General features: G+C 64.2%; 21 protein-coding genes and 1 tRNA gene. 11 read left to right on the plus strand and 11 right to left on the minus strand.

Annotated features, from left to right (window positions below):
* Positions 1-114: 114 nt before the first annotated feature.
* The 3 genes from EA472_RS02590 to EA472_RS02600 all read right to left on the minus strand — a co-directional run bounded on the left by EA472_RS02590 (position 115) and on the right by EA472_RS02600 (position 3574).
* Complete coding sequence (locus EA472_RS02590) at positions 115-1521, minus strand: geranylgeranyl reductase family protein (RefSeq protein ID WP_124189934.1); 1407 nt, start codon at positions 1519-1521, stop codon at positions 115-117.
* Between the two features lie 308 nt (positions 1522-1829).
* Positions 1830-3023, minus strand: coding sequence for a PQQ-dependent sugar dehydrogenase (locus tag EA472_RS02595; protein WP_124189935.1), 1194 nt, complete (start codon positions 3021-3023; stop codon positions 1830-1832).
* Positions 3024-3319: 296 nt separating this feature from the next.
* Positions 3320-3574, minus strand: coding sequence for a hypothetical protein (locus tag EA472_RS02600; RefSeq protein ID WP_124189936.1), 255 nt, complete (start codon positions 3572-3574; stop codon positions 3320-3322).
* 453 nt (positions 3575-4027) lie between these two features.
* On the opposite strand from EA472_RS02600, the gene EA472_RS02605 reads away from it, so the two are divergent.
* The 3 genes from EA472_RS02605 (at position 4028) to EA472_RS02615 (ending at position 6196) form a co-directional block, all read left to right on the plus strand.
* Entirely contained in the window at positions 4028-4360 is a 333-nt protein-coding gene (locus tag EA472_RS02605; RefSeq protein ID WP_124189937.1) for a 2Fe-2S iron-sulfur cluster-binding protein, read from the plus strand.
* A gap of 113 nt (positions 4361-4473) precedes the next feature.
* Complete coding sequence (locus EA472_RS02610) at positions 4474-5607, plus strand: DUF3179 domain-containing protein (protein WP_124189938.1); 1134 nt, start codon at positions 4474-4476, stop codon at positions 5605-5607.
* Complete coding sequence (locus EA472_RS02615) at positions 5600-6196, plus strand: hypothetical protein (protein WP_124189939.1); 597 nt, start codon at positions 5600-5602, stop codon at positions 6194-6196. The genes EA472_RS02610 and EA472_RS02615 overlap by 8 nt, the downstream gene beginning before the upstream one ends.
* A gap of 9 nt (positions 6197-6205) precedes the next feature.
* Here the strand turns inward: EA472_RS02615 and ftsZ are convergent, their stop codons facing one another.
* Together ftsZ and EA472_RS02625 are read right to left on the minus strand one after the other, a co-directional pair.
* Positions 6206-7363 (minus strand): cell division protein FtsZ, encoded by a 1158-nt coding sequence (ftsZ, locus tag EA472_RS02620; protein WP_124189940.1) that lies wholly within the window; start codon positions 7361-7363, stop codon positions 6206-6208.
* A gap of 158 nt (positions 7364-7521) precedes the next feature.
* Positions 7522-8853: a D-aminoacyl-tRNA deacylase gene (locus tag EA472_RS02625; RefSeq protein WP_124189941.1), complete on the minus strand. Its 1332-nt coding sequence runs from the start codon at positions 8851-8853 to the stop codon at positions 7522-7524.
* 163 nt (positions 8854-9016) lie between these two features.
* Between EA472_RS02625 and EA472_RS02630 the strand changes: the two genes are divergently transcribed.
* Together EA472_RS02630 and EA472_RS02635 are read left to right on the plus strand one after the other, a co-directional pair.
* Positions 9017-11134 carry a bacterio-opsin activator domain-containing protein gene (locus EA472_RS02630; protein ID WP_124189942.1) on the plus strand — a complete coding sequence of 706 codons (2118 nt, stop codon included), beginning with the start codon at positions 9017-9019 and terminating at the stop codon, positions 11132-11134.
* A 73-nt stretch (positions 11135-11207) separates the two neighbouring features.
* Positions 11208-12500, plus strand: a complete 1293-nt coding sequence (locus EA472_RS02635) for a DUF7344 domain-containing protein (RefSeq protein WP_124189943.1) — start codon at positions 11208-11210, stop codon at positions 12498-12500.
* A gap of 74 nt (positions 12501-12574) precedes the next feature.
* Here EA472_RS02635 and EA472_RS02640 read toward each other — a convergent pair whose 3' ends face one another.
* Positions 12575-13519, minus strand: coding sequence for a calcium/sodium antiporter (locus EA472_RS02640; protein ID WP_124189944.1), 945 nt, complete (start codon positions 13517-13519; stop codon positions 12575-12577).
* Between the two features lie 303 nt (positions 13520-13822).
* Between EA472_RS02640 and EA472_RS02645 the strand changes: the two genes are divergently transcribed.
* The 3 genes from EA472_RS02645 (at position 13823) to EA472_RS02655 (ending at position 16993) form a co-directional block, all read left to right on the plus strand.
* Positions 13823-15142 (plus strand): M20 family metallopeptidase, encoded by a 1320-nt coding sequence (locus EA472_RS02645; RefSeq protein ID WP_243637753.1) that lies wholly within the window; start codon positions 13823-13825, stop codon positions 15140-15142.
* Between the two features lie 91 nt (positions 15143-15233).
* A complete protein-coding gene (mptA, locus tag EA472_RS02650) occupies positions 15234-16166 on the plus strand; it encodes a GTP cyclohydrolase MptA (protein WP_124189946.1) in 933 nt (310 codons plus the stop codon).
* A 278-nt stretch (positions 16167-16444) separates the two neighbouring features.
* Positions 16445-16993, plus strand: coding sequence for a hypothetical protein (locus EA472_RS02655; RefSeq protein WP_124189947.1), 549 nt, complete (start codon positions 16445-16447; stop codon positions 16991-16993).
* A 322-nt stretch (positions 16994-17315) separates the two neighbouring features.
* On the opposite strand, the gene EA472_RS02660 is transcribed toward EA472_RS02655, so the two are convergent.
* From EA472_RS02660 to EA472_RS02675, 4 genes are all read right to left on the minus strand, one after another.
* Positions 17316-17681 (minus strand): hypothetical protein, encoded by a 366-nt coding sequence (locus EA472_RS02660; RefSeq protein WP_124189948.1) that lies wholly within the window; start codon positions 17679-17681, stop codon positions 17316-17318.
* Positions 17671-18348 carry a nucleotidyltransferase domain-containing protein gene (locus EA472_RS02665; RefSeq protein WP_124189949.1) on the minus strand — a complete coding sequence of 226 codons (678 nt, stop codon included), beginning with the start codon at positions 18346-18348 and terminating at the stop codon, positions 17671-17673. Before EA472_RS02665 ends, EA472_RS02660 begins: the two co-directional genes overlap by 11 nt.
* Positions 18349-18642: 294 nt before the next feature.
* Positions 18643-19446: a TrmB family transcriptional regulator gene (locus tag EA472_RS02670; protein ID WP_124189950.1), complete on the minus strand. Its 804-nt coding sequence runs from the start codon at positions 19444-19446 to the stop codon at positions 18643-18645.
* Positions 19447-19526: 80 nt separating this feature from the next.
* Complete coding sequence (locus EA472_RS02675) at positions 19527-21230, minus strand: DUF255 domain-containing protein (protein WP_124189951.1); 1704 nt, start codon at positions 21228-21230, stop codon at positions 19527-19529.
* Positions 21231-21332: 102 nt separating this feature from the next.
* Here EA472_RS02675 and EA472_RS02680 point away from each other — a divergent pair, with 102 nt between their 5' ends.
* Together EA472_RS02680 and EA472_RS02685 are read left to right on the plus strand one after the other, a co-directional pair.
* Positions 21333-21944, plus strand: a complete 612-nt coding sequence (locus EA472_RS02680) for an FxsA family protein (protein ID WP_124189952.1) — start codon at positions 21333-21335, stop codon at positions 21942-21944.
* Positions 21945-22011: 67 nt separating this feature from the next.
* Positions 22012-22085 (plus strand) — tRNA-Ile (locus EA472_RS02685).
* Between the two features lie 173 nt (positions 22086-22258).
* On the opposite strand, the gene EA472_RS02690 is transcribed toward EA472_RS02685, so the two are convergent.
* Positions 22259-23401 (minus strand): ATP-binding response regulator, encoded by a 1143-nt coding sequence (locus tag EA472_RS02690; RefSeq protein ID WP_124189953.1) that lies wholly within the window; start codon positions 23399-23401, stop codon positions 22259-22261.
* Between the two features lie 161 nt (positions 23402-23562).
* On the opposite strand from EA472_RS02690, the gene EA472_RS02695 reads away from it, so the two are divergent.
* Positions 23563-24372: a winged helix-turn-helix transcriptional regulator gene (locus EA472_RS02695; protein WP_124189954.1), complete on the plus strand. Its 810-nt coding sequence runs from the start codon at positions 23563-23565 to the stop codon at positions 24370-24372.
* The last annotated feature ends 22 nt before the right edge of the window (positions 24373-24394 follow it).

Genomic DNA, 24394 nt, shown 5'->3' on the forward strand with positions numbered 1-24394 from the left:
GGACGCTACGCGTCCGGAACGGAGGGAGGAGTGCTTTTGATCGACATTTTGCCGAGGGACGGCGCGTGCGATGCGTTCGTCGCTCGCGCCAGACCGCAGCGCAAAAGGTCGGTTCTAGTACTTCGGATCGGCACCGGTCGTCTCGTAGACGGCCTCCATCAACTCGTCGCGTCGGTCCTGCCAGGCGGCGAATCCGTCGGGACTCGAGGGGTAGTCCTCGTAGTGTTCGAGCAGGTCGTCCGCGCAGCGTTTCGTCTTGTAGAGGTTCCAGATGGTTCCCCAGTGACCGCGGCTTTTGAGCAAGGCCTCGAGTTTGAGCTTCAACCCGACGTCCGTACTCCCCGAGTAGAGCGCCTCGGCGAGTTTGTCGCCGGGCATCGCCGCGAGCAGCCCCATCAGGTCGTCGACGTCGACCGCGGTCGAGAGGATGTTGTAGACGTCGAGTGCGGCGTAGCGCGCCCCGAAGTGGTCCATCACGCGCTCGTTGTACTCCCAGAGAACGTCTTCGCTCGGATCGCCGGACTCGATCGCCTCGACGACGCGTTCGGCGGCGTACTTGCCGGCGTAGGCCGCACCGGCGATGCCGCCGCCGGTGGTCGGATTGACGTGGCCCGCGGCGTCGCCGACGGCCACGTACCCGGGGTGGACGGCCGAGTCGTACGGTCGTCGCGTGGGGAGCGCGGCGCCGAGTTTGTCGTCAACTTCGGCTCCCTCGAACTCCGGCCGGTTCTCGAGGTCGCGTTTGAGGTCGTCGACGAGTTTCATCGGCTCCTCGGTCATCTGAAAGCCGAGTCCGGCGTTGATCTCGGTCTCGGTCCGCGGGAAATACCAGAGGTAGCCCGCCGCGCGCTCGGTCGGCTTGAACACGAGGGCGTCGTGCCACTCGACCGGCTCTTTTACGTGAACGATCTCGCGGTAAGCCGAACAGAAGTGGGAGTAGGTGACGTTCGTGTCGAACGTGGAGTGCTCGAAGTCGACGTGGTCCTGAAGCACCGACAGCGAACCTGCGGCGTCGATCACGACCTCGGCCTCGTACGCGATCGGATCGCCCTTGCGGATCGCCTCGACGCCGGTCACGCGGCCGTCTTCGGTCTGGCGGACGTCGGTGACGACCGTGTCGTAGTGAATCTCCGCGCCGGCGTCGGCCGCGCCGTCGATGATGCGGCGGCCGTACTCCCAGCGATCGATGACCGCGAGTTCGCCGGGGACCGGAATCTCGAGGACGGTGTCCTCCTGGGGAATCTCGAACCGGCCGTGGTCGACGTCGGTGTTGGTGAACGCCGGTTCGATCCGCGATTTGGGGATCGACTCGGGGAAGGCGTCGGCTCCTTTGAGCGCGTCCCCGCAGGCGATGTGGCCCGCCTGCTCCTCGGACTTGCGTTCGACGACGACGACGTCGTACCCCTCGCGTGCGACGGTCGCCGCGGCGTAACAGCCGGCGGTTCCGGCACCGACGACGACCGCGTCGACCGATCGGGTTCCGGTCGAAGCGGCGGACCCCGACTGCTCCTGTGTACTCATACCCACACTGTCTATACCCCGGGGAGAAAACGTTTTATGGTCGATTCGAACCGTCCGGCCGAGCGGAAACGTCGAATCGCGGTCACGACGTCCCGCGGGTGTGCTCCGTCCGCGTTCGAATCTCGCCGCCCTGCGGATCCGCACTCTCCCCCGAGCGACGCTCGGTTTTCCTCGAGTCTCGGTCACCGCTTTGTTCGGGCCTCGAGGAACGCCGGTCCGTCAGGTTTCAAACGGTTTACTGTACGTCATTTCCGGCGCACCCGCGACACGGGCGCGGGTGCACCGGTACATCGGTACAGTAATCCGTATCAGTCCGCCGGCGGGACGAGCCGAACGACGGGCGCGTCGTCGGCGTCCACCGCGACGTAGAGCGCGCCGGTGTCGGGGGCGGCCGCGACGTCGCGAACGCGCCACCCGCGGTCGGCGAGCAGCGGATCGAGTTCCTCGACGTCCCCGCCGTCGACGTTGAATCTGCCGAGGTACTGGCCGGCCAGATTTCCCACGAAGAGGTCGCCCCGCCAGTCGGGGAACGCGTCGCCGTCGTAGAACGTCGCGCCGGCGGGCGGGAAGCCACCGGAGGTGCACTCCCAGTAGTAGACGGGGTCGACGACGTCCTCGCGCTCGTGGGGTTCGTCGCCGATCGGGTCGGCGGTCCCGTACTCGCAGTCGTACCCCGCGATCGGCCAGCCGTAGTTGCCCCCCGCCTCGAGGACGTTGATCTCGTCGCCGTCCTGCTCGCCGTGTTCGCTCTGCCAGATCTCGCCGGTTTCGGGGTGGACGGTCATCCCCTGGGCGTTGCGGTGGCCGTAGCTGAAGATCGCGTCGCCGGCCTCCGCGTCGTCGTCGAACGGATTGTCCTCGGGGACCGAACCGTCGGCTTCGAGTCGGAGCGTGGTGCCGAGGTCGTTCGTCGGGTCCTGTGAGACGTGATCCGGGCCGAAGTCGTCGAGCTGGCGATCGCCGACGGTCGCATAGAGCGTCCCATCGTCGTCGAAGACGACGCGGGAACCGTAGTGGCCGTCCGAATCGACGAACGGCTCGGCGACGTACAGCACCTCGAACTCCTCGAGGACGCCTTCCTCGCGATCGAGTTCGCCCCGGCCGAGGTGCGTGGTCGACTCGCCGTCGTCGTTCGACGCGGCGTACGTCAGGTAGATCCACGGTTCGTCGGGAAACTCGGGATGGACGGCGACGTCGAGCAACCCGCCCTGGCCGGCGTCGTGGACGGTCGGCACGCCGTCGACGGCCGCGCTCGAGCCGCCCTCTCGATCGACGACGGTCAGTCGTCCCTCGAGTTCGGTGACGAGCAGCCGGGCGTCGTCCGGGAGAAACGCGAGCCCCCACGGCTGGCTCAGTCCGTCGACGACGGTCTCGAGGTCGAATTCGTCGGGATCTGATGGACCCGAAAGGGGAGTGACGCAGCCGGCGGGCACGAGGGAACCGACCGCGACGCCACTTTGCAGGAACGCTCGACGCGTCGGACCGCGGTTCGAGCCGGTCACAGGGGATCACCCGTCACCACTCTTTCGGCGGTGTGGCGCTTGACGGTTGGGGTGGACCGGGGTGAACGATCGCTCTCGAGTCATACGGTCTGCTATGAGTCTGTACCGGCCGATCGCAGAACGGTGGACGATCGACCGGTAATCAGTCATAGCAAACCGTATCAGTGTGTACTCGGCCTCCCCGGCCTCGAGGATGTGCGTTTCGTGAGATGCCGTGATGCGGATCGCTGTAACGAGTTACCGGTGAGGCCGCAGACGAACCGCGGCCCACCGGTACTGACTTCCAGCAGTCAGTATCAGTCGGTACGACGGCCAGATTCGATCGGCGCTGACCGCCGCGGTTCGCCCGCGAACTCGAGCATCCCGCCGGCGGCGACGCAGTCGGGACAGTACGTCCGACCGACGGGCCGGTATCGGCCGGCGAGTTCGGCACACGGCTCGACGACGAGGTGGATCACTCGAGCCTCCGGGATCGACTCGTCACACCGATCACAGATCGTCGTCGGACGATCGGTGTCCGTCGCGTCGCCCGGATCGTGCCGGGAACTCATCGGCGAATCCTCTCGAGGCGCGTGCTGAGGACTGCAGCGGGAGGATGGCCGTTCTCGAGGATCGGTCGGTGGTCGATGGCGATACGACGCTGTCGTGCGAGACCTTTTTGTCTCGGTGGCAGGAACGTAAGCATGGCAACCGGGTGAGAGCTTGGAAGCCACACGCTTCGGGTGTCACGACCACCCGGGGCATTTCGTACGCATGCCCCCGCGTCCGCTTTTGGAGTCGCGCGGCTTCCATCGTGACAGTCGTTCTGAAGGATAATATAATTAGTGGATGTGGTCGGAAGAACACCAATCAAAGAGGGAGACAACGGATAGTAGAGCCGAGCGACGGGGTTCAACGCCGAGATGGTGAATCAACCGTAGACATTTTTCGTCCGAATTTTCGTCCTATCCAACGGGACAGATCCGTAATAAAGAGTTTTAGTCCGCTCTTTCGTACCGACACCCATGACGGAGTACACGATCGAGTTCGTCGGGACGGGCGAAACGATCACGTGTTCGGAAAAGGAGACGATTCTCAGCCGGTGTCTCGAGGAGGGGATCGCCCAGGAATACTCGTGTCGGGTCGGGATGTGTCTGGCGTGTTCGGCCGAAATCCTCGAGGGCGAGGTCACCCAGCCCGCCGCGCGAGCGTTCACGGACGAGGAAGCCGAACACTACGCCCTCACCTGCATGGCTCGCCCGCAGTCGGATCTCAAGCTCGAGCGCGGCGTCTACCCGCCGAGCATCGAGGGGAACCTCGAGGCCGAAGGCGGCGAGACTGCGGCGGCCGACGACTGAGGCGGCGAGACTGCGGCGGCCGACGGCGTCGATCTCGACTTCCGACGGCCGGGTCGTGCGTGAGCGACGCACGACCGCGGTATTCGCTTCTTTGCCGTCGTCGACGACCGCGTATGGACCGACGGCTCTCGAGACGTGGCGCGCTGGCGATCGCGGCGGCCGGAATCGCCGGCTGTCTCGACGGCTCCGACGCGGGTACCGGCGTCTACGACGGAAACGGCGAGGGAAACGCCTCGGCGGCCGAGGAGATGACGGCGACTCCGGACGAGGATTCGATCGCGAACTCGCCGGTACCGATCCGCGACGAGCAGTTGCCCGTCGAGTACGGACTCGAGTCGCTCCGAGAGGCGGTCGTCAGGGGCGTCGTCCCGCGGGACGCCATCCCGTCGATCGACGATCCCGAGTTCGAACCCATCGACGACGTGGGCGACCGGATCCGAGACGACGATCCCGTCTTCGGCGTCCGAAGGGGAACCGATGCGAAGGCGTACCCACAGGCGATCCTCGTCCACCACGAGATCGTCAACGACGAGGTCGGCGGCGATCCGGTCGCCGTGACCTACTGTCCGCTCACCGGAACGGCGATGGGGTTCGACCGCGGTGAGACGACGTTCGGCGTCTCCGGTCACCTGCTCAACAGCAACCTCGTGATGTACGACCGCGCGAGCGAGACCTACTGGCCACAGATGCTCGCCACCGCGATCGAGGGCGACCTCGAGGCGGCGTCGCTCGTCGAGTTCCCGGTCGTCTGGACGACCTGGGAGCGATGGCGGAGTGCGCACCCCGACTCCGTCGTTCTCACCGAGGAGACGGGCTACGCCAGGGATTACGACGCCGATCCCTACGGATCGTACAACCCCGTGACGGGGTACTACGGGGAGGACAGCGACTGGATGTTCGATCCGCTCGAGGCGGACGACGGCCGTCCGCCGAAGGAGGTGCTCCTCTGTTCGCGGCCCGCGGACGGTCCGCTCGCCGTCTCGCTCGAAGCGCTTCGCGAACGCGGCGTCTACGGAATCGATCGCGGCGATCGTGACTACCTCGCGGCGTACGATTCCGAACTCGACGTCGGGTACCTCTACCGAACGGACGACGCCGAAGCCTTCGGCGCGGACGACGGGACGGTGATCGGACCGGACGGCGAGCGTCACGACCCCGGTGAGCTGCTGCTCGAGGCGGTGTACGCTTACGACGCCATGTGGTTCGCCTGGAGGGGGTTCTATCCGTCGACGAGCGTCCATGACTGAGTCCGGGCTCCGGAACGCGACGTGGAGACGCCTCCACGAGACCGCGGCGGCGAGTCTGTTCGCGCTGGGCCGAACCGACGGACTCGTCGTCGCGATCGTGACCGGGACGGGCTACCTGCTGGGATTTCTCTGGGCGACGAACTCGTTGTCCGCCCGCTTCGGAGCCGGCTTCGGCTGGCGTCTCGTCGACGATCCGTTCGCCCGCGCGCTCGAGCGACGGGGGCCGACCTCGTTCGAGCCGGTCGCGGTCGTCGACGCCGGAATCGCGACGGTGCTTCTCGGGCCGGTCGACCTCGCGATCGGGTTCGGACTCTCCGCGCTCGTCGCGCTCAACGTTTCGCTGGCGTATCTCGCGCTCGTCCAGCCCTCGTCGTGCGGAGTCGGTGCCGGAATGGGAATGGCGGCCGCGGTGCCGGCGTTGCTGTCGGGAAGCGTCTGCTGTGTGCCGGTCGTCCTGCTCGTGCTCGGAATTCAGGCCAGCGCCGCGTTGTTGACGGTGCTTCCGTGGCTCTTGCCGCTGGGTGCGGCGCTGTTGGTGGCCAGTCTCGTGTTCGTCGCCGGAAAAGTCGATCCAGGTAATGGACTCTGAACCGAACCACTAGTCGACGAAGTCGATGTCGTCGCCCATCTCGGGCTGGACGGCCTCGCCCTCACCGTCGGGGCGTCCGTAGATCTGGGGCGACTGGACGCCGGTGACGACGATCATCGTGCGCATGCTCCCCTCGAGCGTCTCGTCGATCGAGGTGCCCCAGATGATGCGCGCGTCGGGGTCGATGCGGTCGTAGATCTCCTCGACGACGCCCTCGGCTTCTTCGATCGACATGTCGTTGCCGCCGGTGACGTTGACGAGCGCGGAACTCGCCCCGGAGATATCGACGTCGAGCAGCGGCGACCGCAACGCGGTCTTGACGGAATCCTCGGCTTTGGCTTCCGAGTCGGACTCGCCGAGGCCGATCATGGCGACGCCACCGCGTTCCATCACGGTGCGGACGTCGGCGAAGTCCAGGTTGACGAGGCCGGGTTTCGTAATGAGTTCGGTGATTCCCTTCACCGAGCGCATCAGCACCTCGTCGCTGACTTTGAACGCCTGGCGGACGGGGAGCTTTCCGACCGAATCGAGCAGCCGGTCGTTGGGGACGACGATCACCGTATCCGAGACGTCGCGCAGACGCTCGAGGCCGGCTTCGGCGTTCGTCCGGCGTACCTCGCCTTCGGCGGTGAACGGCGTCGTGACGATCGAGATTGTCAGCGCGCCGGCCTCGCGGGCGGCCTTGGCGACGACCGGTGCGGAGCCGGTTCCCGTGCCGCCGCCGAGTCCCGCCGTGACGAACACCATATCGGAGCCGTCGATGGCCTCGTAGATGTCCTGCTGGCTCTCGAGGGCGGCTTCCTCGCCGACCTGCGGGAGCGAGCCGGCGCCCCGGCCGCCGGTCTTCTCTTCGCCCATCAGAATCTTCGTGTCGGCTTCGATCTCCACGAGGTGCTGGACGTCGGTGTTGGCCGCGACGAGTTTCGCGCCGTGGATACCCTCGTCGTGCATGCGGTTGATCGTGTTCCCGCCCGCGCCGCCGCAGCCGACAACGGTGATGTCGGTCTGGAGATCCTGCAGGACGTCCTCGAGTTCCTCGTCGGTCATCGTCCCCGTCTGTCGGTTCCCGTCGCCAGAAGAACCGTCCGCCGACTGGCCGTCGTCGGGGGCGGCCGTCGGTTCCCCGTCCTCGGCCTCGTCGATGGCGTCGTCGATGAGTGAGTCCATTCTTGCGAGCCTCTAACGGGCGGAGCATAATTACCTTTCCCCTACACGTCAGCCGCGCGTCTGACGTATTATTGAAATATTACCTATCAGATACCATATATCAGTCGAGCGAGCGCACGATGGAGGTATTACGTAATTACCATTCCAACGCAGACAAGTCAGATGGGAAACCGACGCGTTCGGCGCGTGAAAACGCTCCGCGGAGTGATAGTTTCTCCGTCGACGGTGACCGACTCTCCCTCGGCGAGCGCGCCGAACTTCGGCCCCTCCGGGACGCCGGCTTCGCGGGCCAGTTTGGGATCGAACGCGAGATCGTCGACGACGACGGCCCCGTCCTCGCGCGTCACGGTTTCGTACTTTCGCTCGAGGACGGCGGCGAGCCCGTCGACGATCGCCTCCCGCGCCGCTCGAGCGGCCGCAGCCGGGACTGCGGCCCGCGCGCCGACGCGGCTGCCGCCGTTTTCGGTCGCGAACGCGACGCTCTCGCGCTCGACGAGCGATCGAACGCGGTCCGGATCGACGCTCTCGGCCGCGTCGACGAGCTCCGTAGGCAGGTCGACGAGGGCGATCGATTCCTCGCGTCGGTCGCCGAATCGAACGCCGTCGTCGACGGTGCCGAGGTCGGCCTCGACCGCGTCGGCGAGCGAACGCGACCGATCACCGACCTCGCGCACCCAGGTTTCGCTCACGACGCGGTAACCCAGTTCCTCGATAACCCCCTCGAGTCGCGGTCGGTCGCCGTCGAGTAGCGCGATCTCGGCGTCGCTCGTCTCGAACGCCGACTCGATCACCGAGCGGCGCGTTTCGGGATCGCCCATCGCCTCGAGCGACCAGTCGGCCGCGACGTGGCCCACCGCCCACGGCGTCTCGCGGACGACCCGCTCGAACCGCGGAACGTAGTGGTTGCCGCCGAAGCCGACGAGCCGCTCGCGGTGGTGGGAGTCGACGTCGCGGAGTTCGAGGATCGCGCGAGCGACGGCCGCCGCACCGGCCGGATCGTCCCACTGTTCGTCGCCGCTTCCCAGTTCCGCGAACAGCGACGGACAGCCCACGTCGGTCGGCCCGTGGTGGGTACACTCCAGTCCGACATCGTAGCCGTCGGGCGCGTGCCGGTCGAAGGCCTCGAACAACCGGGCGAGCGCGTTCGGGGAGGCGTCCGCGAGGTCGTAGTCGTCCCCGCCGTACTCGGCCGGTCCGAAGTTACCCGTGAAGTGGCCCGTCAGCAGCGGTCCCGTCTCCCCGGAGTGTCGGGACGCGAAGACGAGCAGGTCGGGATCGTCGAACGCTTCCGCGGGACGCTCGAGTTCGAGGTGGAGGTCGGCGAACGAACGGAGTTCGATCCCTTCGGTTCGGTAGTAGGTCCCGCCGCCATCGGCGTCGGCGCGGGCGTCGTCGGTACGCGCCTCCCAGGAGACGAGGTCGCGGAGGTGATCGCAGACGTGGACCGAGGCGCGGTCGGCACGGCTCTCGACGATCGCGAGGTCGCCCATACCCCTGGTCGGACGCCGGGAACCGTGAGGCTATCGACTTCGAGTCCCGGCCCGTCGCCGAGACTTCGAGAAGTGGTTTCGATCCCATAAACACGTGGCGAGAGCTACGGCCGACTATTCCCTCCCCCGGAGCCATACATAATGATAGATAATGGTGGTATTGATGGCCGGATCGCCGTCGGACGGTAACGGGCCGGACGGGGGGTGTACCAACGCGGGGGAAAACGGGCCGCTGGCCGACGTCACGTTCGACGTTCGAAATCTGGTCGGGCTGTTACCCGAGTACGCCGTCGCCGTGCTCGATTCGGACGGCCGCGTCGCGGCGTGGAACGAGAGCGCAAACCGGCTTACCGGATACGACGAGAGCGAAATCGTCGGCGAGCACTACCGGACGTTCTTTCCCAAACACGTTCGGGCGTCGGATCGTCCCGAACGGCTGCTCGAGCGCGCGCGAGCGGACGGTCGGGCCGAAGACGAGGGGTGGCGCGTCCGTCGCGATGGTCGTCGGCTGTGGGTCGTCGAGGTGATCGTTCCCATTCGGAACGAAGACGTGCAGGACGATTCGGACGGTTCAGACGGCGAGATACGGGGGTACGGGTGGTTCGTCCACGACCGCACCGAACAGCGAGAGCGCCGACGCGAACTTCGCGCCGAGAAGGCGTTCGCCGAGAGCGTCTTCGAAGCGCAGCCGGACATCGTCTACGCGTTCGACGCGAACGGGAACTTCCTCGAGTGGAACGACCGCGTCGCCGAGGTGACGGGGTACTCGGACGGGAAACTGGCCGAGATGAACCCCCTCGAGTTCATCGCACCCGATCACCGCGGTCGGTTCGCCGCGAGCGTACAGCGGTTGCTGGGCGACGACGAGTTCGTCACCGCGGAAGCGGACCTGCTCACCGCGGAGGGGGATCGAATCCCCTACGAGTTCAACAGCGCACGGATCGTCGATCCGAACGGCGACGTGCTCGGATTTACCGGGGTCGGACGCGACGTCAGCGATCGAAAGGCGCGCGAACGCGAACTCGAGCGGCTCGAGCGACTCAACGCGGTCGTCCGAACCATCGACGAGACGATGGTGACGGCCGAGACGCGCGCGGAGGTCGAAACCGCAGTCGTCGACGCGTTCGTCGCATCGGACGCCTACCGGTTCGCGGTCATCGGGCGGACGGACGCGAGCGTCGCCGACGGTCGAACGGAGACCGCAACGGCGGTGGATCGATCGATCTGGACGCCGAGGGCGTGGGCGGGGATCGACTCGAGCGCCCTCGACGAACTCGCGTCCTTCGTCGACCCGCCCGACGACGGTCCGGATCCGCCGCCGATCGAAACGGGCGCGGTTCGGCGGTACCGATCGCTTCACGACAGCCCCGTCGATCGGTGGCGGACCGACGCCCGCGAACGCGGGTACGGATCCGTCGCCGTGGTTCCGATCGCCGCCAGCGACCGGACGTTCGGCGTGCTCCTGATCGCCGCCGTCGAGTCCGCGGCTTTCGCCGATCGAGAGCGGGAAGTGTTGCGGGAGTTCGGCGGTACGGTCGGCCACGCCATCAACGCGATGGAGGTCCGCAGACTGCTCTACACCGACACGGTGGTCGAACTCGAGTTCGAATCGACCGACAGAAGCGACGTCTGCATCGATCTCTCGAGCCGAGCGAACTGTCGGCTGACGGTCGACAACGTGCTTTCGCTGACCGACGAGGAGTTCGTCTACTACGTCACCGCCTCGGGGTGCGATCCGGAGCGCGTCGACGAGCTCGCCCGCGAACACGAGGCGATTCGGGAGTTCCGTTCGATCGAAGTGGTGGACGACGAGAGTCACCTGGAACTCGTCGTCTCCGGACCGACCATCCCCGGATTACTCGCGGATCACGGCGCGCGACTGCACTCGCACGTCGTCGACCGCGGCGACTCGGAAATCGTCGTCCAGCTCAGTCCCGGCGGGGAGGTTCGCGGCCTCGTCGACGCGATCACGGAAACGTACCCGGAGACGGCGCTGCGGTCGAAGCGATCGGTCGATCGACCGGTCGAGACGTCCGGCGACTTCCGACGGTCCGTCGAAAAGCGACTGACGACCAAACAGCGACAGGCGCTCGCCGCGGCCTACTACGCCGGCTACTTCGAGTGGCCGACGAGAAACACCGACGCCGGCGACCTCGCGGATCGCCTCGGCATCGCGCGACAGACGTTCCACCAGCACCTCCGGGTCGCCCAGGCGAAGCTCTTTACGGCGTTTTTCGACGCGGAACCGAACTCGAGCGTGTCGCCGCCGGACGGCGGCTAACTCCGGGTACCACCGGCTGGTACCAGACAGCGCTGGTACAGTTCTTACACCGCGCGATCATCTCTAACGTGTAATGAGTTCTCCCCCCGGCGACGAATCGAGTACGACCGTCGCGTTCGACGTCCTCTCATCACCCGTCCGGAGACAGTTGGTGAGCGCGTTGCTCGAGCGGGCGGAGTCGACCGACTCGCGAACGGACGTCGAGTCGACGTCGATCGACGAACTCACGACCGACGTCGCGAGCGCCCACCACGGCCATCCGATCGTCACCGACGATCAGTGGAGCCAAACGCGCGTCTCGCTCGTTCACGCACACCTTCCCCGGCTCGAAGAGCGGGGACTCCTCGCGTGTGAACCCGGCGGCGACGGGATCACGGTCGCGCTCGAGGATCACCCGCTGCTCGAAATCGGGTGGGTTCGGACGCTTCTCGCGGATCCGACGGGGGGATCGATTCGCGAAGAGGGGGTGCTGAACCGGACGCTCGATTCGCTCCGACCGCCTCGCGGCCGAACCACGTGCGCCGCGCTCGCGAAGCGACGCGACGCCGTTCCCGTCGTGGACCTGGCTGCGATGGTGGCTGCGACCGAAGCCGACGCGGACACGCGACTCGTCGACGTCTCCGAGACGGACTGTCGCGCCGTGGCGACGACGCTCGCACATCGGCACCTGCCGGCGCTCGCGAACGCCGGCGTCCTCGAGTACGACCGCGACGACGAAACGGCGGCGATCGACCCCGCCGCGCCACAGTGGCGAGCCGACTGGCTGCTCGATAGCCCGCTCGGTTCGGTCGCCAAGCAGCTTCGACCGGCGCTCGACGAGTCCGGCGACCGATCCGCCGGCGGCGGCGTCGGCCGGAGGACGAACGGCGTTCCCCCGAGCGTCGGCGAGACCGAATGCCGCACGATCGACGGTGCGGTGAACGTCGTCGCACACAGCCAGGAGATCGTCGACGACGCCGACGAGGAACTGTTCGTCATGGCCCCCGACGACGACGTGTTCCAGCCCGGCTGTCTCGAGCGGTGGCGCGCGGCCGCCGAGCGGGGCGTCGACATCTACGTTGGATCGCACTCGCCACGACTCCGGGACACCGTTCGAGCGACCGTTCCGGACGCGACCGTCTGCAAGCCCCAGTTCGACTGGATCAACGTTCCCGTCGAGAACATCCACCACGGTCGGGTCGTCTTCGCCGACCGCCAGCGCGCGATGGTCGTGACGATCGACGAGTCGCGCGGCGACCGACGCGTGACAGCCATCACCGGAACCGGTGAGGAGAACGCGCTCGTCCGGCTCGTGCGAGAGCACGTCGGGCCGCGACTCGATCGGTTACACGGCGGCGGCGAGCAGACGTCGCTGCTACCGATGTAAACGAGGTCGGACTCGAGCGCGTCGCGTTACGGGAATACGGGCGAAAGCCCACGGCTTTCGCCGTGTGGAAGACATCAGGGAAACAGCAGATAGACGAAGACGACGTAGCCGACGATCAGCACCGCCCCGTCGAGTTTCGAGAGCCGTCGTCCGTGGGCCATCATTCCCACCAGCACCAGGGTGAACGCGAGCAGAACCGGGAACTCGAACCGGAGCGTCTCGGGGGAGACCGAAATCGGCGTGATCAGCGACACGATGCCCAGCACGGCGAGAACGTTGTAGATGTTCGAGCCGACGACGTTTCCGATCGCGAACGCGGTCTCGTCGCGAAGCGCGCCGACGACCGACGCGGCCAGCTCCGGCAGCGAGGTGCCAAGCGCCAGGACCGTGAGGCCGACGAACAGATCCGAAAAGCCGAGCGCCGACAGCAGCGTCGTGCCCCCGGAGACGAGCCACCGCGACCCGACGACCAGCGTGACCAGTCCCCCGAGAACGAGGGCGATATCGCGGGCGTCGACCCCCTCGTCCGCCTCCGGTTCGTCGACCGCCGGTGCCGGATCCGCACCGACGTAGTACAGCAGATACGCCGTGAAGCCGGCCAGCACCAGTAGAAAGATCGTCCCCTCGAGTCGACCGATCGTTCCGTCGGCACCGAGAACGACGAGCAGGATGGCCGCGAACACCATGAACGGAACGTGCCGGCGCATGACCGTCTCGCTCACCGAGAGCGGCCTGATGAGCGCGGCCAGACCGAGCACCAGCCCGATGTTCGCGACGTTCGAGCCGAGAACGGCTCCCAGGCCGATGTCCGTCGACACGTCGAGCGCACCGATCGTCGCGACGAAGAGTTCCGGCGCGGTCGTCGCGAACGCGATCACCGTGACGCCGACGGTCGCCGCCCGAAGTCCGATTCCGACCGCGAGCCGGCCGGCGCCGGCGACCAGCAACTCGGCACCGGCGTAGAGGGCAACGACGCCGGCGGCCAGCAGGAACAGCGCGAAACCGACCCCGGCGGACATACGCCCGTCTACTCGAGAGCGTCGTAAATACGGTTCGCTGTCCGACCGCCGGTGGATCGACGCGTCCTCGACCCGCGACCGCTACTCGAAGGTCGCAAACCGGTCGTCGTATTCGAACTCGATGCGACGGCCGCTCGTCGAAGCGCACCGCTCACGGCGAGAGTCGACGACCGCGAGAACTCGCACGATCCCGTCGTATCTACACCTTGTGACCAGAGGCACGTAAACGAACGACGATCGACCCGCTCGTGCAGGGGAAGAATAACGCGTATAATTATATAGTTTTATTTCCGACAACTGAAGGTGAACGACGAGATCGAAACGTGGATCGACGAACACGAGGAGGAACTGATCGACTTCCTCGTCGAGTACATCGGCTACCGGTCGCCGACGGGGGACGAACGCGCGGTGCAGCGAACTCACGTCGAACCGTTTTTCAGAGACGAGATGGCGTGGGACGACGTCTCGATCGTCGACGTCTCGCCCGATTCCGATCGGCCGAACGTCAACGGTTACCTCGCCGGGAGCGGGGAGGGTCCGGCATTGCTCTTCAACGGCCACTCCGACGTGGTCGACGTCAGCGATGAGGCCGAACGCCGGTGGACGACCGATCCGTGGGACGCAGTCGTCGACGACGGTCTCGTCTACGGCCGTGGCGCGAACGACATGAAGGGGCCGAACACCGCGATGATATGGGCGATCAAGGCCGTCATGGAGTCGGACGTCGAGCTTCGCGGCGACCTCACGCTGAGCATCGTCGTCGGCGAGGAGCTCAACGAACAGCAGTACGGTTCGATCCCCGCGACCAACGCGTTGCTCGAGATGGGCCTCGAGGATCCGTTTTGTATAAACGGCGAGCCGACGAGCAACGAAGTCCACGTCGAGAGCGCCGGTACGTTCGACTTCCGGATCGAGATACCCGGCAAGGAGATCCACACCTCCCAGAAGAACCTCACCAGGTATCCACAGCGCCGCGGTCTCCCACAGGGATCGGCCGTCGGCGTCGACGCGTCGATCCACCTGACCGAGGTGCTCGAGAAACTCCGGAAGCTCGAACACCAGTGGAACATGCGCTACGACGCCGGCGTGTACGGCGGCGGCGGAACGCCCGTTCCGACCGACCGGCAGGGGCTCGGGCCGATCGGCATCAACTGCAGCATTATTCGGGCGGGCGAGTACGTCGCGTCGCTTCCCGGATCGGCGACGATCGAGGGACACGTGTTCTATCCGCCGGGCGCCGACGTCGATCGCCTGTGGGGCGAGATCAACGACGCGGTCGAGAGCGTCGCGACGACGAGTGACTGGCTGCGGGACCATCCGATCGAAACGTCCTGGAAAGAACACGTCGACTGGCCGCCGTTCGAAACGCCCCGCGATCACCCGGCCTGTCGGACGCTGGGTAACGCGATTACGTCGGTGACCGGTTCGGAACCGATCTACTCCGGATTCAAGGCGGTCTGTGACAACGCGTACGTTCAGCGCGAGTGTGGCGTCGACGCCGTCAGCTTCGGACCGGGGAACGTCCTGATGGGTGCTCACGGCCCCGACGAACGCGTTCCGATCGATCAGTTGCTCGAGGCGACGAAGGTGTACGCGTCGACGATCGTCGACTACTGCGGCTGACCCCACGACGCGACGGATCGGGGCGTCGTCGCGAACCGCCGGAGCCACCGTTTCCGAAAGGCATAATCGGGCGCTGGCCTCAGTACTGGCAATGAGTCACCAGCTTCCGGACGTGCAGGCGACGTCGCCCGACGTCACCGTCGGCCTGAGCCAAGTCGGCGTCACCGGCGTCGAGAAACTCGTCAAGATCGCCCGCGACGGCAAGCGCCCGCTCGTGTTCACCGCCGAGTTCGAGGTGTTCGTCGACCTCCCGGCCTGGCGCAAAGGCGCCGACATGAGCCGAAATATGGAGGTCATCGACGAAATCCTCGAGGACGCGACCCGCGAGGAGGCCTACCGCGTCGAGGAGGTCTGCGGCGAGGCCGCCGAGCGGCTGCTCGGCAAACACGAGTACACCTCGAGAGCCGAGGTCTCGATGGCCGCCGAGTTCATGCGCCGCGAGGAGACGCCGGCGACCGACCGCGAGACCCAACACACCGTCGACATCGTCGCCTCTGCGACGGCGACCGACGAGGGTACCCGCGAGGAGATCGGCGCGACCGTCACGGGGATGACGGTCTGTCCGTGCTCACAGGGGATGTCGGCCGCGCGGGCAAAGCAGACGCTCGAGGAACTGGGCGTCGAGGAAGAAACAATCACCGAGTTTCTGGATGAGGTCCCACAGCCGGGCCACTCCCAGCGCGGTCACGCCACGCTCACGGTCGAAGCCAGCGGCGACCCGGACGTCGACCTCAACGACGTCATCGACGTCGCCCGCGACGCGATGAGCGCGCGAATCTACAATCTCGCCAAGCGCCCCGACGAGGACCACATGACCTACGAGGCCCACGCCGACGCCAAGTTCGTCGAAGACTGCGTGCGCTCGATGGCTGAGGACGTCGTCTCGGAGTTCGATCACCTGCCCGACGACGCCGTGATCACGATGAAACAGTCGAACGACGAGTCGATCCACCAGCACAACGCCCACGCCGAACGCGTCGTCGAGATGGAGACGCTGCGCGAAGAAGTCGACGGCGAGCAGTAATACGCACCCCCAGAGCGTATTTCCCTGTGAAATAGTCGCTTCCATCTGAAAGCGATCGTGGCGAAGCCGAACTCGGTCTTGCAACTGCAGACGACCACGGCTCTGAGACCGTGTTCAACCCGACGGAGACTGGAACGATCGAAGGAGAATCACGGATACCGTCTCTGGCACCCACATCAACAACGTAACGGTCCACCTCGACAGCGATGACGTCGCCGGACTCGAGTACAGTGAACCCATAGTATAAAGTATTTAACGTGTGACCAACACGCTATTTTATGCACAGAAGAGCCTACTTAAAATCGATCCCTCTTGCAGGTGGCGCATTTGGAGCCGGTTGTTCAATGTCAGATGATTCTGAAATAGACGTTTCAGAAGTCGATTTGAATGAACTAGCCGAATCACGGCTAGGTGATCCATCAACGATCGGAGAGCCACCTTACACCGAGACAGATCTCGAACCCCCAAGTAGTACCACTCCTGCAGTTGCGACCAAAGTGGGTACCGGAAATCTGATTCATAATGTATATATCATTTCAGAAGACTCATCATCAAAATCAGTTGAAAGTGAACTTCTGGTCGATTCTGAATCCATCCACTCGAAATCAGCTGATATTGATATATCCACTTTTATTTTTTACACATTCACACAATCGTCTGATTTTAAAATAGAAGTGAGTTCAAATGACAGTGTGGACACCTTGGATGTGAGAAGAGACTTTGTCGAATCAAGGCTGGCTGGTAATGGCGATCCAACGAACTCATTCCAGTTTTTTGTTATCACGGACAATGGAGAGCCACTAGAAAGCTATTTTGTAGATACCTGATACTGTATCGATTATCGTACTATTGTTCATTCTATTAGATCAATACATATTCTTGATATAATCTTTATCAGATTGTTAGCCAGTTGTTTCGATATGACTACAGGAATCGCTGCCATCACGATCGCTTAGTACTGAACGGTCGGAAAATAAACGTACACTAATCCCACCGGCTAAAGTAATTGATGCGATATTACCATTCACAGGAACATTCTCTGGACAAGGATGCAAAATCCAGAACGTATTGGTGAATGTCAGCTGCAACGGTGAGCATTGCTTCTGCTTGTTCTTCACTGGCAGGAGCTTCCCGGTAGTACACGTCTGCTCAATTTTGAGCCCAGTGCTCGGCTAACCGGTCCCCGAATTCAGGACTGAATAAGTTGACCGCTGCAGCCCTCTTGTATACTTCTGTGTGGCCATATCGAAGATCTTCGGGCTCTGCATATCCTCGCTCCAATAGGAACGCCTGAATGCTTCTTTCAATGGCGACAAACGATGCTTCAATGACAACGGTGTAGTAGCCATTCTGTTCCTGCAGTGTTCGAGCCGCTGTGAGCAATCGGCAGGCCTTTCGAAGCTGAACTGTAGTTTCATCTCGCGTATCAAGCCCAGCTTCTACGTTTTGCCCACGTGTATCTCGAAATGCGTCTTCAGCGGCCGATAATGATTCGTCGACGTAACTATTGTCCATCGGTTAATACCTCATCTTTGATCTCTCGAAGCTTCGGAGAGTCCTGAAGCGTAATCCCCTCAGCAAAGATTTCGTGAAGTCGGTCCCCGTACTGATAGGCGGTGTCGACCGACTCAACGAGTACCTGGAAACTATACCGATCCCCATCGTAGCGCTGATCACGAAGATCATCGACAGTCTCGTGAGCAATTTTTTGTGCCGTCGCTTGGTTTCCCTCAACGAGCACAAAACAATCGATGTCGCTTTTCCGATCAGCCACTCCACGAGCGACACTCCCGAAGATAACGATGCCACAGATATCGTCTATTGCCGCAGTGAGCTCAGCCATCAACTCCCGGACAGGTACATGAAAATCTGGTTGAGGGATAGAAAGAACGGGATCCTCGGGTTTATTGAGCCGATCAGTATTAACACTCACAACTCGTTTTGGGCCTTCGTAAGCAGTCTCGACGAGGTCTAGACCCTCCAAGTCCTCTACTGCTGCAGAGACGTTTTTGTGGGAAGTGTCGATAATCCGGCCTAGCTCCCGAATACCGTAGGCCGCCCACGGTGAATCAGCCAACACAGCGAGAACATCTGCTGTCGCTTTTCGATTAAATGCCTCTGGACGTCTGACCGGAACTGAAATCGATACTGTGGCCCCAGAGTGGGAATTCTTACTATCCATGGGAACTCATAATACCCACGAATAAATAATGCTGCTGATTAAAGGGTTTGCGAGGGAGAATTTACAAGCTCACTAGAAAATCGATATTCTCAACACTCGATCGAAAGACGGAGTGCTCTAGTCGCAGCCACGGGTGAATAAAAGCCATACCGAGGTCCGATCAACGTAAAACAGCGGCTTCTCAGAAACATAGAATCGACTACCAATCGGTTTATAATAGAAATTCAGAAAGCAGTTCTCAGTCTATCCAGAGACTTTTAGAAGAATAGCAATGGTAAATAACTACTGGACGTATTAAAATTCCAACGACTCCGCATCCTCCCACCGGGGAACGAACTCCTCGTGAACGCTCGCGGCGAACTCCGGATCCTTGAGGTCGATCATGCCGAACGCGTCGCCCGACGAGAGCGGGTTCGGTACCTGGATACACACTTCCGCGTCGTCGATGAGGTTGAACGAGCCAGTCACGTCGTCGTTCGTCCGGACGTCGAAGTCGTCGCGCGCCTGGAGCACCGCCCGGTAGCGCTCGCCGACCTTCTCCGAGAGGGACGCCACCATGTCCCGGGTCATCAACACGTCGACCGAGACGCCGCGGTCGAGCGCGTCCTCGAGTTGAGCGGTGACGGCCTCGCTTACGGTCTGCATGTCCCGTTCGGGAACCGGATCCGCGGCGACCATTACGATGTGGTCGTCGGCGGCCGCGAGTCGCTCTAACAGGAGGTCGACCGTCTCCTCGGGACCGACGGCGGCGGTCCAGAACTGCTCTTCGATCGGATCGGCCGCGTCGAGTTCGTCCGAGAGGTCGTCGACGATCGCCTCGTACTGTTCGGCCTTCTCCTCGAGCTCGCGTCGCTTGTCGTCGAGGAGGCGATCCAGCGCGGTCGCGGGCTCGACGGCGACGTACTTCTTCGGTCGACTCGCGGTCTGGCTCCGGACGAGGTTGTACTGTTCGATGCTGTTGAGCACGTCGTAGATCCGTCCCATCGGAACGTCGCTCGCGCGGGACAACTCCTTGGCCGTTGTGGGCCCGGTGTTCAGCAGCGCTCGATACGCTCGAGCTTCGTACTCCGAGAGCCCGAGGTCCCTGAGACTGGCCATACGCGAACGAAGCGACCGGAGAAACATAAACGCTGTGGTAGTTTGATCGTCCGTACAGTTGTCACGGAAGAGGGCCGAAATCACTCGAGAACGGACTGAAGTCGCTGGCTCAACTGCTCCGGAGTTTTGGCCGGGTCCGAGCGCCGGTCGCCGCGCTCGATCAGGGCCGTTCCCGGCTCGACGTCGTCGATCGCCTCGGGTACGACGACCTTCTCGTGATCCGCGATCCGTAGCGCGCCGCGGTGGAGATCCGACCCCGGCTCGTCGCCGACGCGAACCACGAGCGGTCCCCCGAGCAGTCTGGCGGTCGCCGTCGCGTACCGCGCGACCTGAACGCCGAGACGGTCGCTCGCTCCGGCGAAGTCCGCGAGCGTCTCGCGCGCGACGATTCGATAACGGTCGGTTCCCGTGAGCGCCGCCAGATCGATCAGCGCGTCCGCGAACGCGACGTTCGAGTCCAGCGGTCGCAGGGGGCGCTCGAGGAGGCCAACGCCGCGTTCCGGTCCGTCGACGAACGAGTCGCCGTCTCGAAGGCGCTCGATCGTCGCGTCGGCGACCGAAGTCGCGTCCGCGAGCGGTTCGCGCCCGAGCGTGCTCGCGGCGGCGGTCAGGGCGGCGAGAACCCGCGCCTGGTTCGCGAGCAGACAGGGCGGCTCCGACGAATCCGAGCCGTCGGCGTCGGCATCTCTGCGATCGTCCCCGTTCGACGAGCCGACGTCGCCCTCGAGCGTTCCGTCGTGTGCGTGGGCAACCACTCCACCTTCGAGGAGGTCGGTGCGCAGCGTCTCGAGCGCGCGTTCGGCGTACCGACGGGCGCGTTCGTCGTCGGTGTAGGCGTAGTAGGTACACAGCCCCTCGATCGCGAGCGCGTTCGGCCCGGCGAGGACGACGTCGTCGACCGGCGGCTGCGCGGCGGCCGCCCGGTCGGTCGCGTCGAGGCCGTGGGCCGCGTCCTCCCCCGGTGCCTGGCTGTTCGCGAACGCGTCGACTTCGTCGTTCCAGAGCGTCGTCGTCAGGTACTCGATCGTCCGCTCGGCGGGTTCGCGGTACGCGTCGCGACCGGTGTGGAGGTAGGCGTTCGCGAACGCCCGCACGAGCGCCGCGTTCGAGTCGAGCAGCTTCTCGTGCTGGAGTCCGGCCCAGTCGCGCTCGGTCGCAAAGCGATAGAAGCCGCCGTCGTACTCGTCCAGCAGGTTCGCGCCGACGGCGTCGAACGACCGCAGTGCCATCTCTCGATCCCGCTTGAGCGCGAACTCGAGCGCGTCTGGAAGCGGGAACTTCGGACTCCCGCCCCAGCCACCGGCGACCTCGTCGTACGTCTCGGTCAGCTGTCCCAGCATCGCCGCCTCGACGTCGGCCGTCAGCTCGCCGGCGGGCGGATCGTCCTCCCGAAGCGATCGGGGAACCCTGGCTGCGCCGGGTCCCTTCGTCTGCCACATGGTCCGCACGCTGTCGAGCACCTGGCGCATGCCGTCAGGACCGAGATAGCCCGCTCCGGTGAGAACGCGCCCGTTCGGCGCGAGAAAGACCGTCGACGGAAATCCGCCCATGTTGTACCGGTCGCGAACGCGAGGGTGGCGGTCGACGTCGACGCGCACCGGAACGAAGCTGTCGTTGACGTTCGCCGCGATCCGCGGCTCCGCGTAGGTTTCGTCGTCCATCGCGTGACAGTGTTCACACCACGTCGCCGTGAGCGAGAGCAAGACGGGAACGTCGGCCACCGACGCCTCGTCGAAGGCGTCCTGACCCCACTCGCGCCACTCGACGCGCGTTCGATCGGTCATAGTCGGATCGTGGTGAGTGGGGAGCGTAAGCCCTTCGCTCGCGGCCGTCGGCTCGAGCGACGAGAGTAAAGGGTTTTCACCATCGGTCGGCTATATCCTGCCATGCTCCGGTGGATCTTCGCGCTGTTGCTCATCCCGTTTCTCGACGCGGTGATCCTCGCGATCGTCGTGAGCCAGACCGACGTGATCGGCTGGGTCGGGATGGTCTTGCTCGTCGTGCTGACCGGACTGGTCGGCATGTTGCTCGTCCGCGCCGAGGGGAGACGAACGCTCAGGAAGATACAGCGATCGCTCGCGGAGGGGACGCCGCCGACGAACCAGCTCGTCGACGGCGCGCTTTTGATCGCCGCCGGAGCGTTCCTGCTCACGCCCGGGCTGGTCACCGACGTCATCGGTTTTCTGCTCGTGGTTCCGCTCACCCGAATTCCCATCCGCGCCGGCCTCAAACGCTACGTGATCGTCCCCTACGCGGACAAAAAGACAAACGGGCTCGCGAGCGGTGTCGTCTGGACCTACGGCTTCCCCGACGAGGGACAGCCGGCCGGGACGTCCGCTGGTTCCGGATCGAGCAGCGGAGAGACGTACGATCTCGGCGACGACGCCTACACCGTCGACGGCGACAGCGACTCCTACACGATCGATTTCGGTACCGACGGCGACTCGAGTCGGTCGGGAGATTCCGACGAAACCGACGACGATCGGTTCGCTCGGTAGCGGTTCGCACGCCATCGTCGGAAAGAAACGCTTAAACCTACCACCCGGCAACTGGAGGATGCGAAGCGGGCCGATAGCTCAATCAGGTTGAGCGCCACTCTGATAAGGTGGAGGCTCTCGGTTCAAATCCGAGTCGGCCCATACTTCTGGGGGAGCAAACTCGCGAGCCCCGAATGTGGAATCCGATCGAATTTGAACGACGGGAGACGCACGATCACGAGCGAAGCGGATGAGACCGTCTTCGGTGGCTCAGATCCGGGTCGGGCGGCTCTTGCGATTCGTAGGCGGCCGACACCGCTTGCAAGACGACTTCGTCAGTCGGAAACGGCGTCCGCGCGGACGAGCGTGACTCTCGTTCGCGTTCCGTTCGGGTAGTTGCCTTCGACCTTGAGGGTGGCGTCGAACGACTCGAGCAGGATCGTCACCAGGTACAGTTCGACGCCCATCCCCGACCGGCCGTCGAAGCAGGCGCTCGGTTGGACGAGCGATCGCTTCTGGGCGTCGGGGACGTCGACGCCGTCGTCCGCGATTTCGACGATCACGTCTTCGGCAGTCGCATCGACGACCACCACGTGCGGCGTTGATCGGTCGGAGTGGTCGACGGCGTTCGCGAGGAGGTGTTCGAACACCAGCCCGAGCATGGGAGAGGCGTGTACGATCACCGGACCCTCCACGTCGTCGCGTCGATCGACGGCGATCTCGACGTCGCGTTCGCGGCGGAGTTCCCTCACTTTCGCGTCGAGGACGGCGTACAGGTCGACGGGCTCTCGTTCGACGTCGGAAGCCGAGATGACGTCGATCACCGCTGCCGCCGTGTCGGTGAGATCGACGGCGTGCTGGGCCGCGTCCAGGAGCATCTCGACAGCGCGTTCGTCGTGTGGATCGACGCGACCTCGAAGCTGATCGGCCAACCCGACGATCATGCTCACGTCGTTTCTGATGTCCTGTCTGACGATGCGGTTCAACAGCGCGAGTCGATGATTGCGATCGACGAGTGTGCGCTGGTTTCGCGACCGCTCGAGAGCGTATCGGAGCGTGCGCAAAATCGTCTCGCCGGTGACCGTCCCTTTAGAGAGGTAATCCTGCGCGCCGCGTTGAATAGCGTCCACACCGGTGTCCGTCTCGTTTTGGCCGGTCAACACGACGATCGGAACGTCCGGTGCGTGCTCGACGAGGCGTTCGACCGTCTCGAGTCCGCGGCTGTCCGGGAGCATGAGATCGAGGAGAATGACGTCCGGCGGAGCCGTCTCCACCCGCTCGAGTGCGGCGACGAGCCGGTCGACGTGATGGATCTCTCGGATCTCGATGGGCTCCGAAGTTCCCTCTCGGGCGAGATCGGACTGTCGTTCGCGTATCAGTCGCTCGACGAACCGCGCGTCGTCGTGGTGATCCTCGACGAGCAGTAGTTCGACGTCGGTCTCGACGACAGGCCTTCCACTTTCGCCTCGTGTCGGCACGTGGTGGACGACGAGCTCAGTTCGTGTAACCGATTCGGTTTCGTTCGACGCGAAGTACTGATCGATCTCCCGCCGACCGCGGTCGTGACGTGAACGGGGACAACGGTCGGTGTTACCGACGCGCCGTCAATAGTTATGTGAATTCACCGAAAATGATCGCCATGATCCGCCACGACGACGCCCTCTCGCCGGACGACCACGTTGCGCTCGACGTTCTCTCGTTGCTCTCGAAGAAGTGGCACCCCGTCGTTATCGTCGTCCTCACCCGCCACGGTCCGATGGGCTTCAACGACCTTCTGGAGGCGATTCCCGACGTCTCCGGAAAGGTGCTCACGGATTCACTCGAGGCGCTCTCCGACGCTGGACTCGTCGAACGGCACGTCGTCAGCGAGTCACCGCTTCGAGTGGAGTACGAACTGACGAACGCTGGAGACGACATGCGACCGATCTTCACGTCGCTCACGACGTGGGGGAGGCGACACCTCGGATCGGCGACGCCAACGGTCTTGGTCGCGGACGCAGACCGGCGACTCACCGAGCTGTACGGCGACTGGATAGCCGACCGGTACGCCGTCTTGCGTGCGCACGACGGTGACGAACTCGAGACGCACCTCGCGGGCGACGTCGACGTCGTCCTCTTGGACGATGGGGTCCCCGGCGTCGACACCGGTGCAATCCTCGAGGCGGTGGGGGAAACGGCCCGGACGATCCTCCTCGTCGGCGACCGTCCCGGCGTGGACCTGCTCGAGCTGGGCTGCGATGACGTCCTCCGGAAACCGATCGTCCGCGAGACGGTCCTCGAGACGATCGACGGCCAGCTTGATCGACGGGGTGGGACCGCCGATCAGCGCGAACGCGCGGCCCTGGCTGCAAAACTCTCGTTTCTCGAGACGATTTACCCGCCCGAGCGCCTGGCAAGGGCCGACGCCTATCTCCGGGCGGAGGATCGACTCACCGAGCTCGAGGGGTAGGTTACCCCGCAGTTACCTGCCC

This window comes from Natrarchaeobius oligotrophus, from assembly GCF_003841465.1.
GTDB lineage: Archaea > Halobacteriota > Halobacteria > Halobacteriales > Natrialbaceae > Natrarchaeobius > Natrarchaeobius oligotrophus.

What these genes read in the sequence shown, in the direction of transcription:
- EA472_RS02610 (WP_124189938.1), top strand. Translation starts at nt 4,474, where the DNA reads ATGGACCGACGGCTCTCGAGACGTGGCGCGCTGGCGATCGCGGCGGCC.
- EA472_RS02630 (WP_124189942.1), top strand. Translation starts at nt 9,017, where the DNA reads ATGGCCGGATCGCCGTCGGACGGTAACGGGCCGGACGGGGGGTGTACC.
- EA472_RS02600 (WP_124189936.1), bottom strand. Translation starts at nt 3,574, where the DNA reads ATGAGTTCCCGGCACGATCCGGGCGACGCGACGGACACCGATCGTCCG.
- EA472_RS02680 (WP_124189952.1), top strand. Translation starts at nt 21,333, where the DNA reads ATGCTCCGGTGGATCTTCGCGCTGTTGCTCATCCCGTTTCTCGACGCG.
- EA472_RS02605 (WP_124189937.1), top strand. Translation starts at nt 4,028, where the DNA reads ATGACGGAGTACACGATCGAGTTCGTCGGGACGGGCGAAACGATCACG.
- EA472_RS02660 (WP_124189948.1), bottom strand. Translation starts at nt 17,681, where the DNA reads ATGGACAATAGTTACGTCGACGAATCATTATCGGCCGCTGAAGACGCA.
- EA472_RS02590 (WP_124189934.1), bottom strand. Translation starts at nt 1,521, where the DNA reads ATGAGTACACAGGAGCAGTCGGGGTCCGCCGCTTCGACCGGAACCCGA.
- EA472_RS02675 (WP_124189951.1), bottom strand. Translation starts at nt 21,230, where the DNA reads ATGACCGATCGAACGCGCGTCGAGTGGCGCGAGTGGGGTCAGGACGCC.
- EA472_RS02635 (WP_124189943.1), top strand. Translation starts at nt 11,208, where the DNA reads ATGAGTTCTCCCCCCGGCGACGAATCGAGTACGACCGTCGCGTTCGAC.
- ftsZ (WP_124189940.1), bottom strand. Translation starts at nt 7,363, where the DNA reads ATGGACTCACTCATCGACGACGCCATCGACGAGGCCGAGGACGGGGAA.
- EA472_RS02640 (WP_124189944.1), bottom strand. Translation starts at nt 13,519, where the DNA reads ATGTCCGCCGGGGTCGGTTTCGCGCTGTTCCTGCTGGCCGCCGGCGTC.
- EA472_RS02665 (WP_124189949.1), bottom strand. Translation starts at nt 18,348, where the DNA reads ATGGATAGTAAGAATTCCCACTCTGGGGCCACAGTATCGATTTCAGTT.
- EA472_RS02670 (WP_124189950.1), bottom strand. Translation starts at nt 19,446, where the DNA reads ATGGCCAGTCTCAGGGACCTCGGGCTCTCGGAGTACGAAGCTCGAGCG.
- EA472_RS02615 (WP_124189939.1), top strand. Translation starts at nt 5,600, where the DNA reads ATGACTGAGTCCGGGCTCCGGAACGCGACGTGGAGACGCCTCCACGAG.
- mptA (WP_124189946.1), top strand. Translation starts at nt 15,234, where the DNA reads ATGAGTCACCAGCTTCCGGACGTGCAGGCGACGTCGCCCGACGTCACC.
- EA472_RS02695 (WP_124189954.1), top strand. Translation starts at nt 23,563, where the DNA reads ATGATCCGCCACGACGACGCCCTCTCGCCGGACGACCACGTTGCGCTC.
- EA472_RS02655 (WP_124189947.1), top strand. Translation starts at nt 16,445, where the DNA reads ATGCACAGAAGAGCCTACTTAAAATCGATCCCTCTTGCAGGTGGCGCA.
- EA472_RS02625 (WP_124189941.1), bottom strand. Translation starts at nt 8,853, where the DNA reads ATGGGCGACCTCGCGATCGTCGAGAGCCGTGCCGACCGCGCCTCGGTC.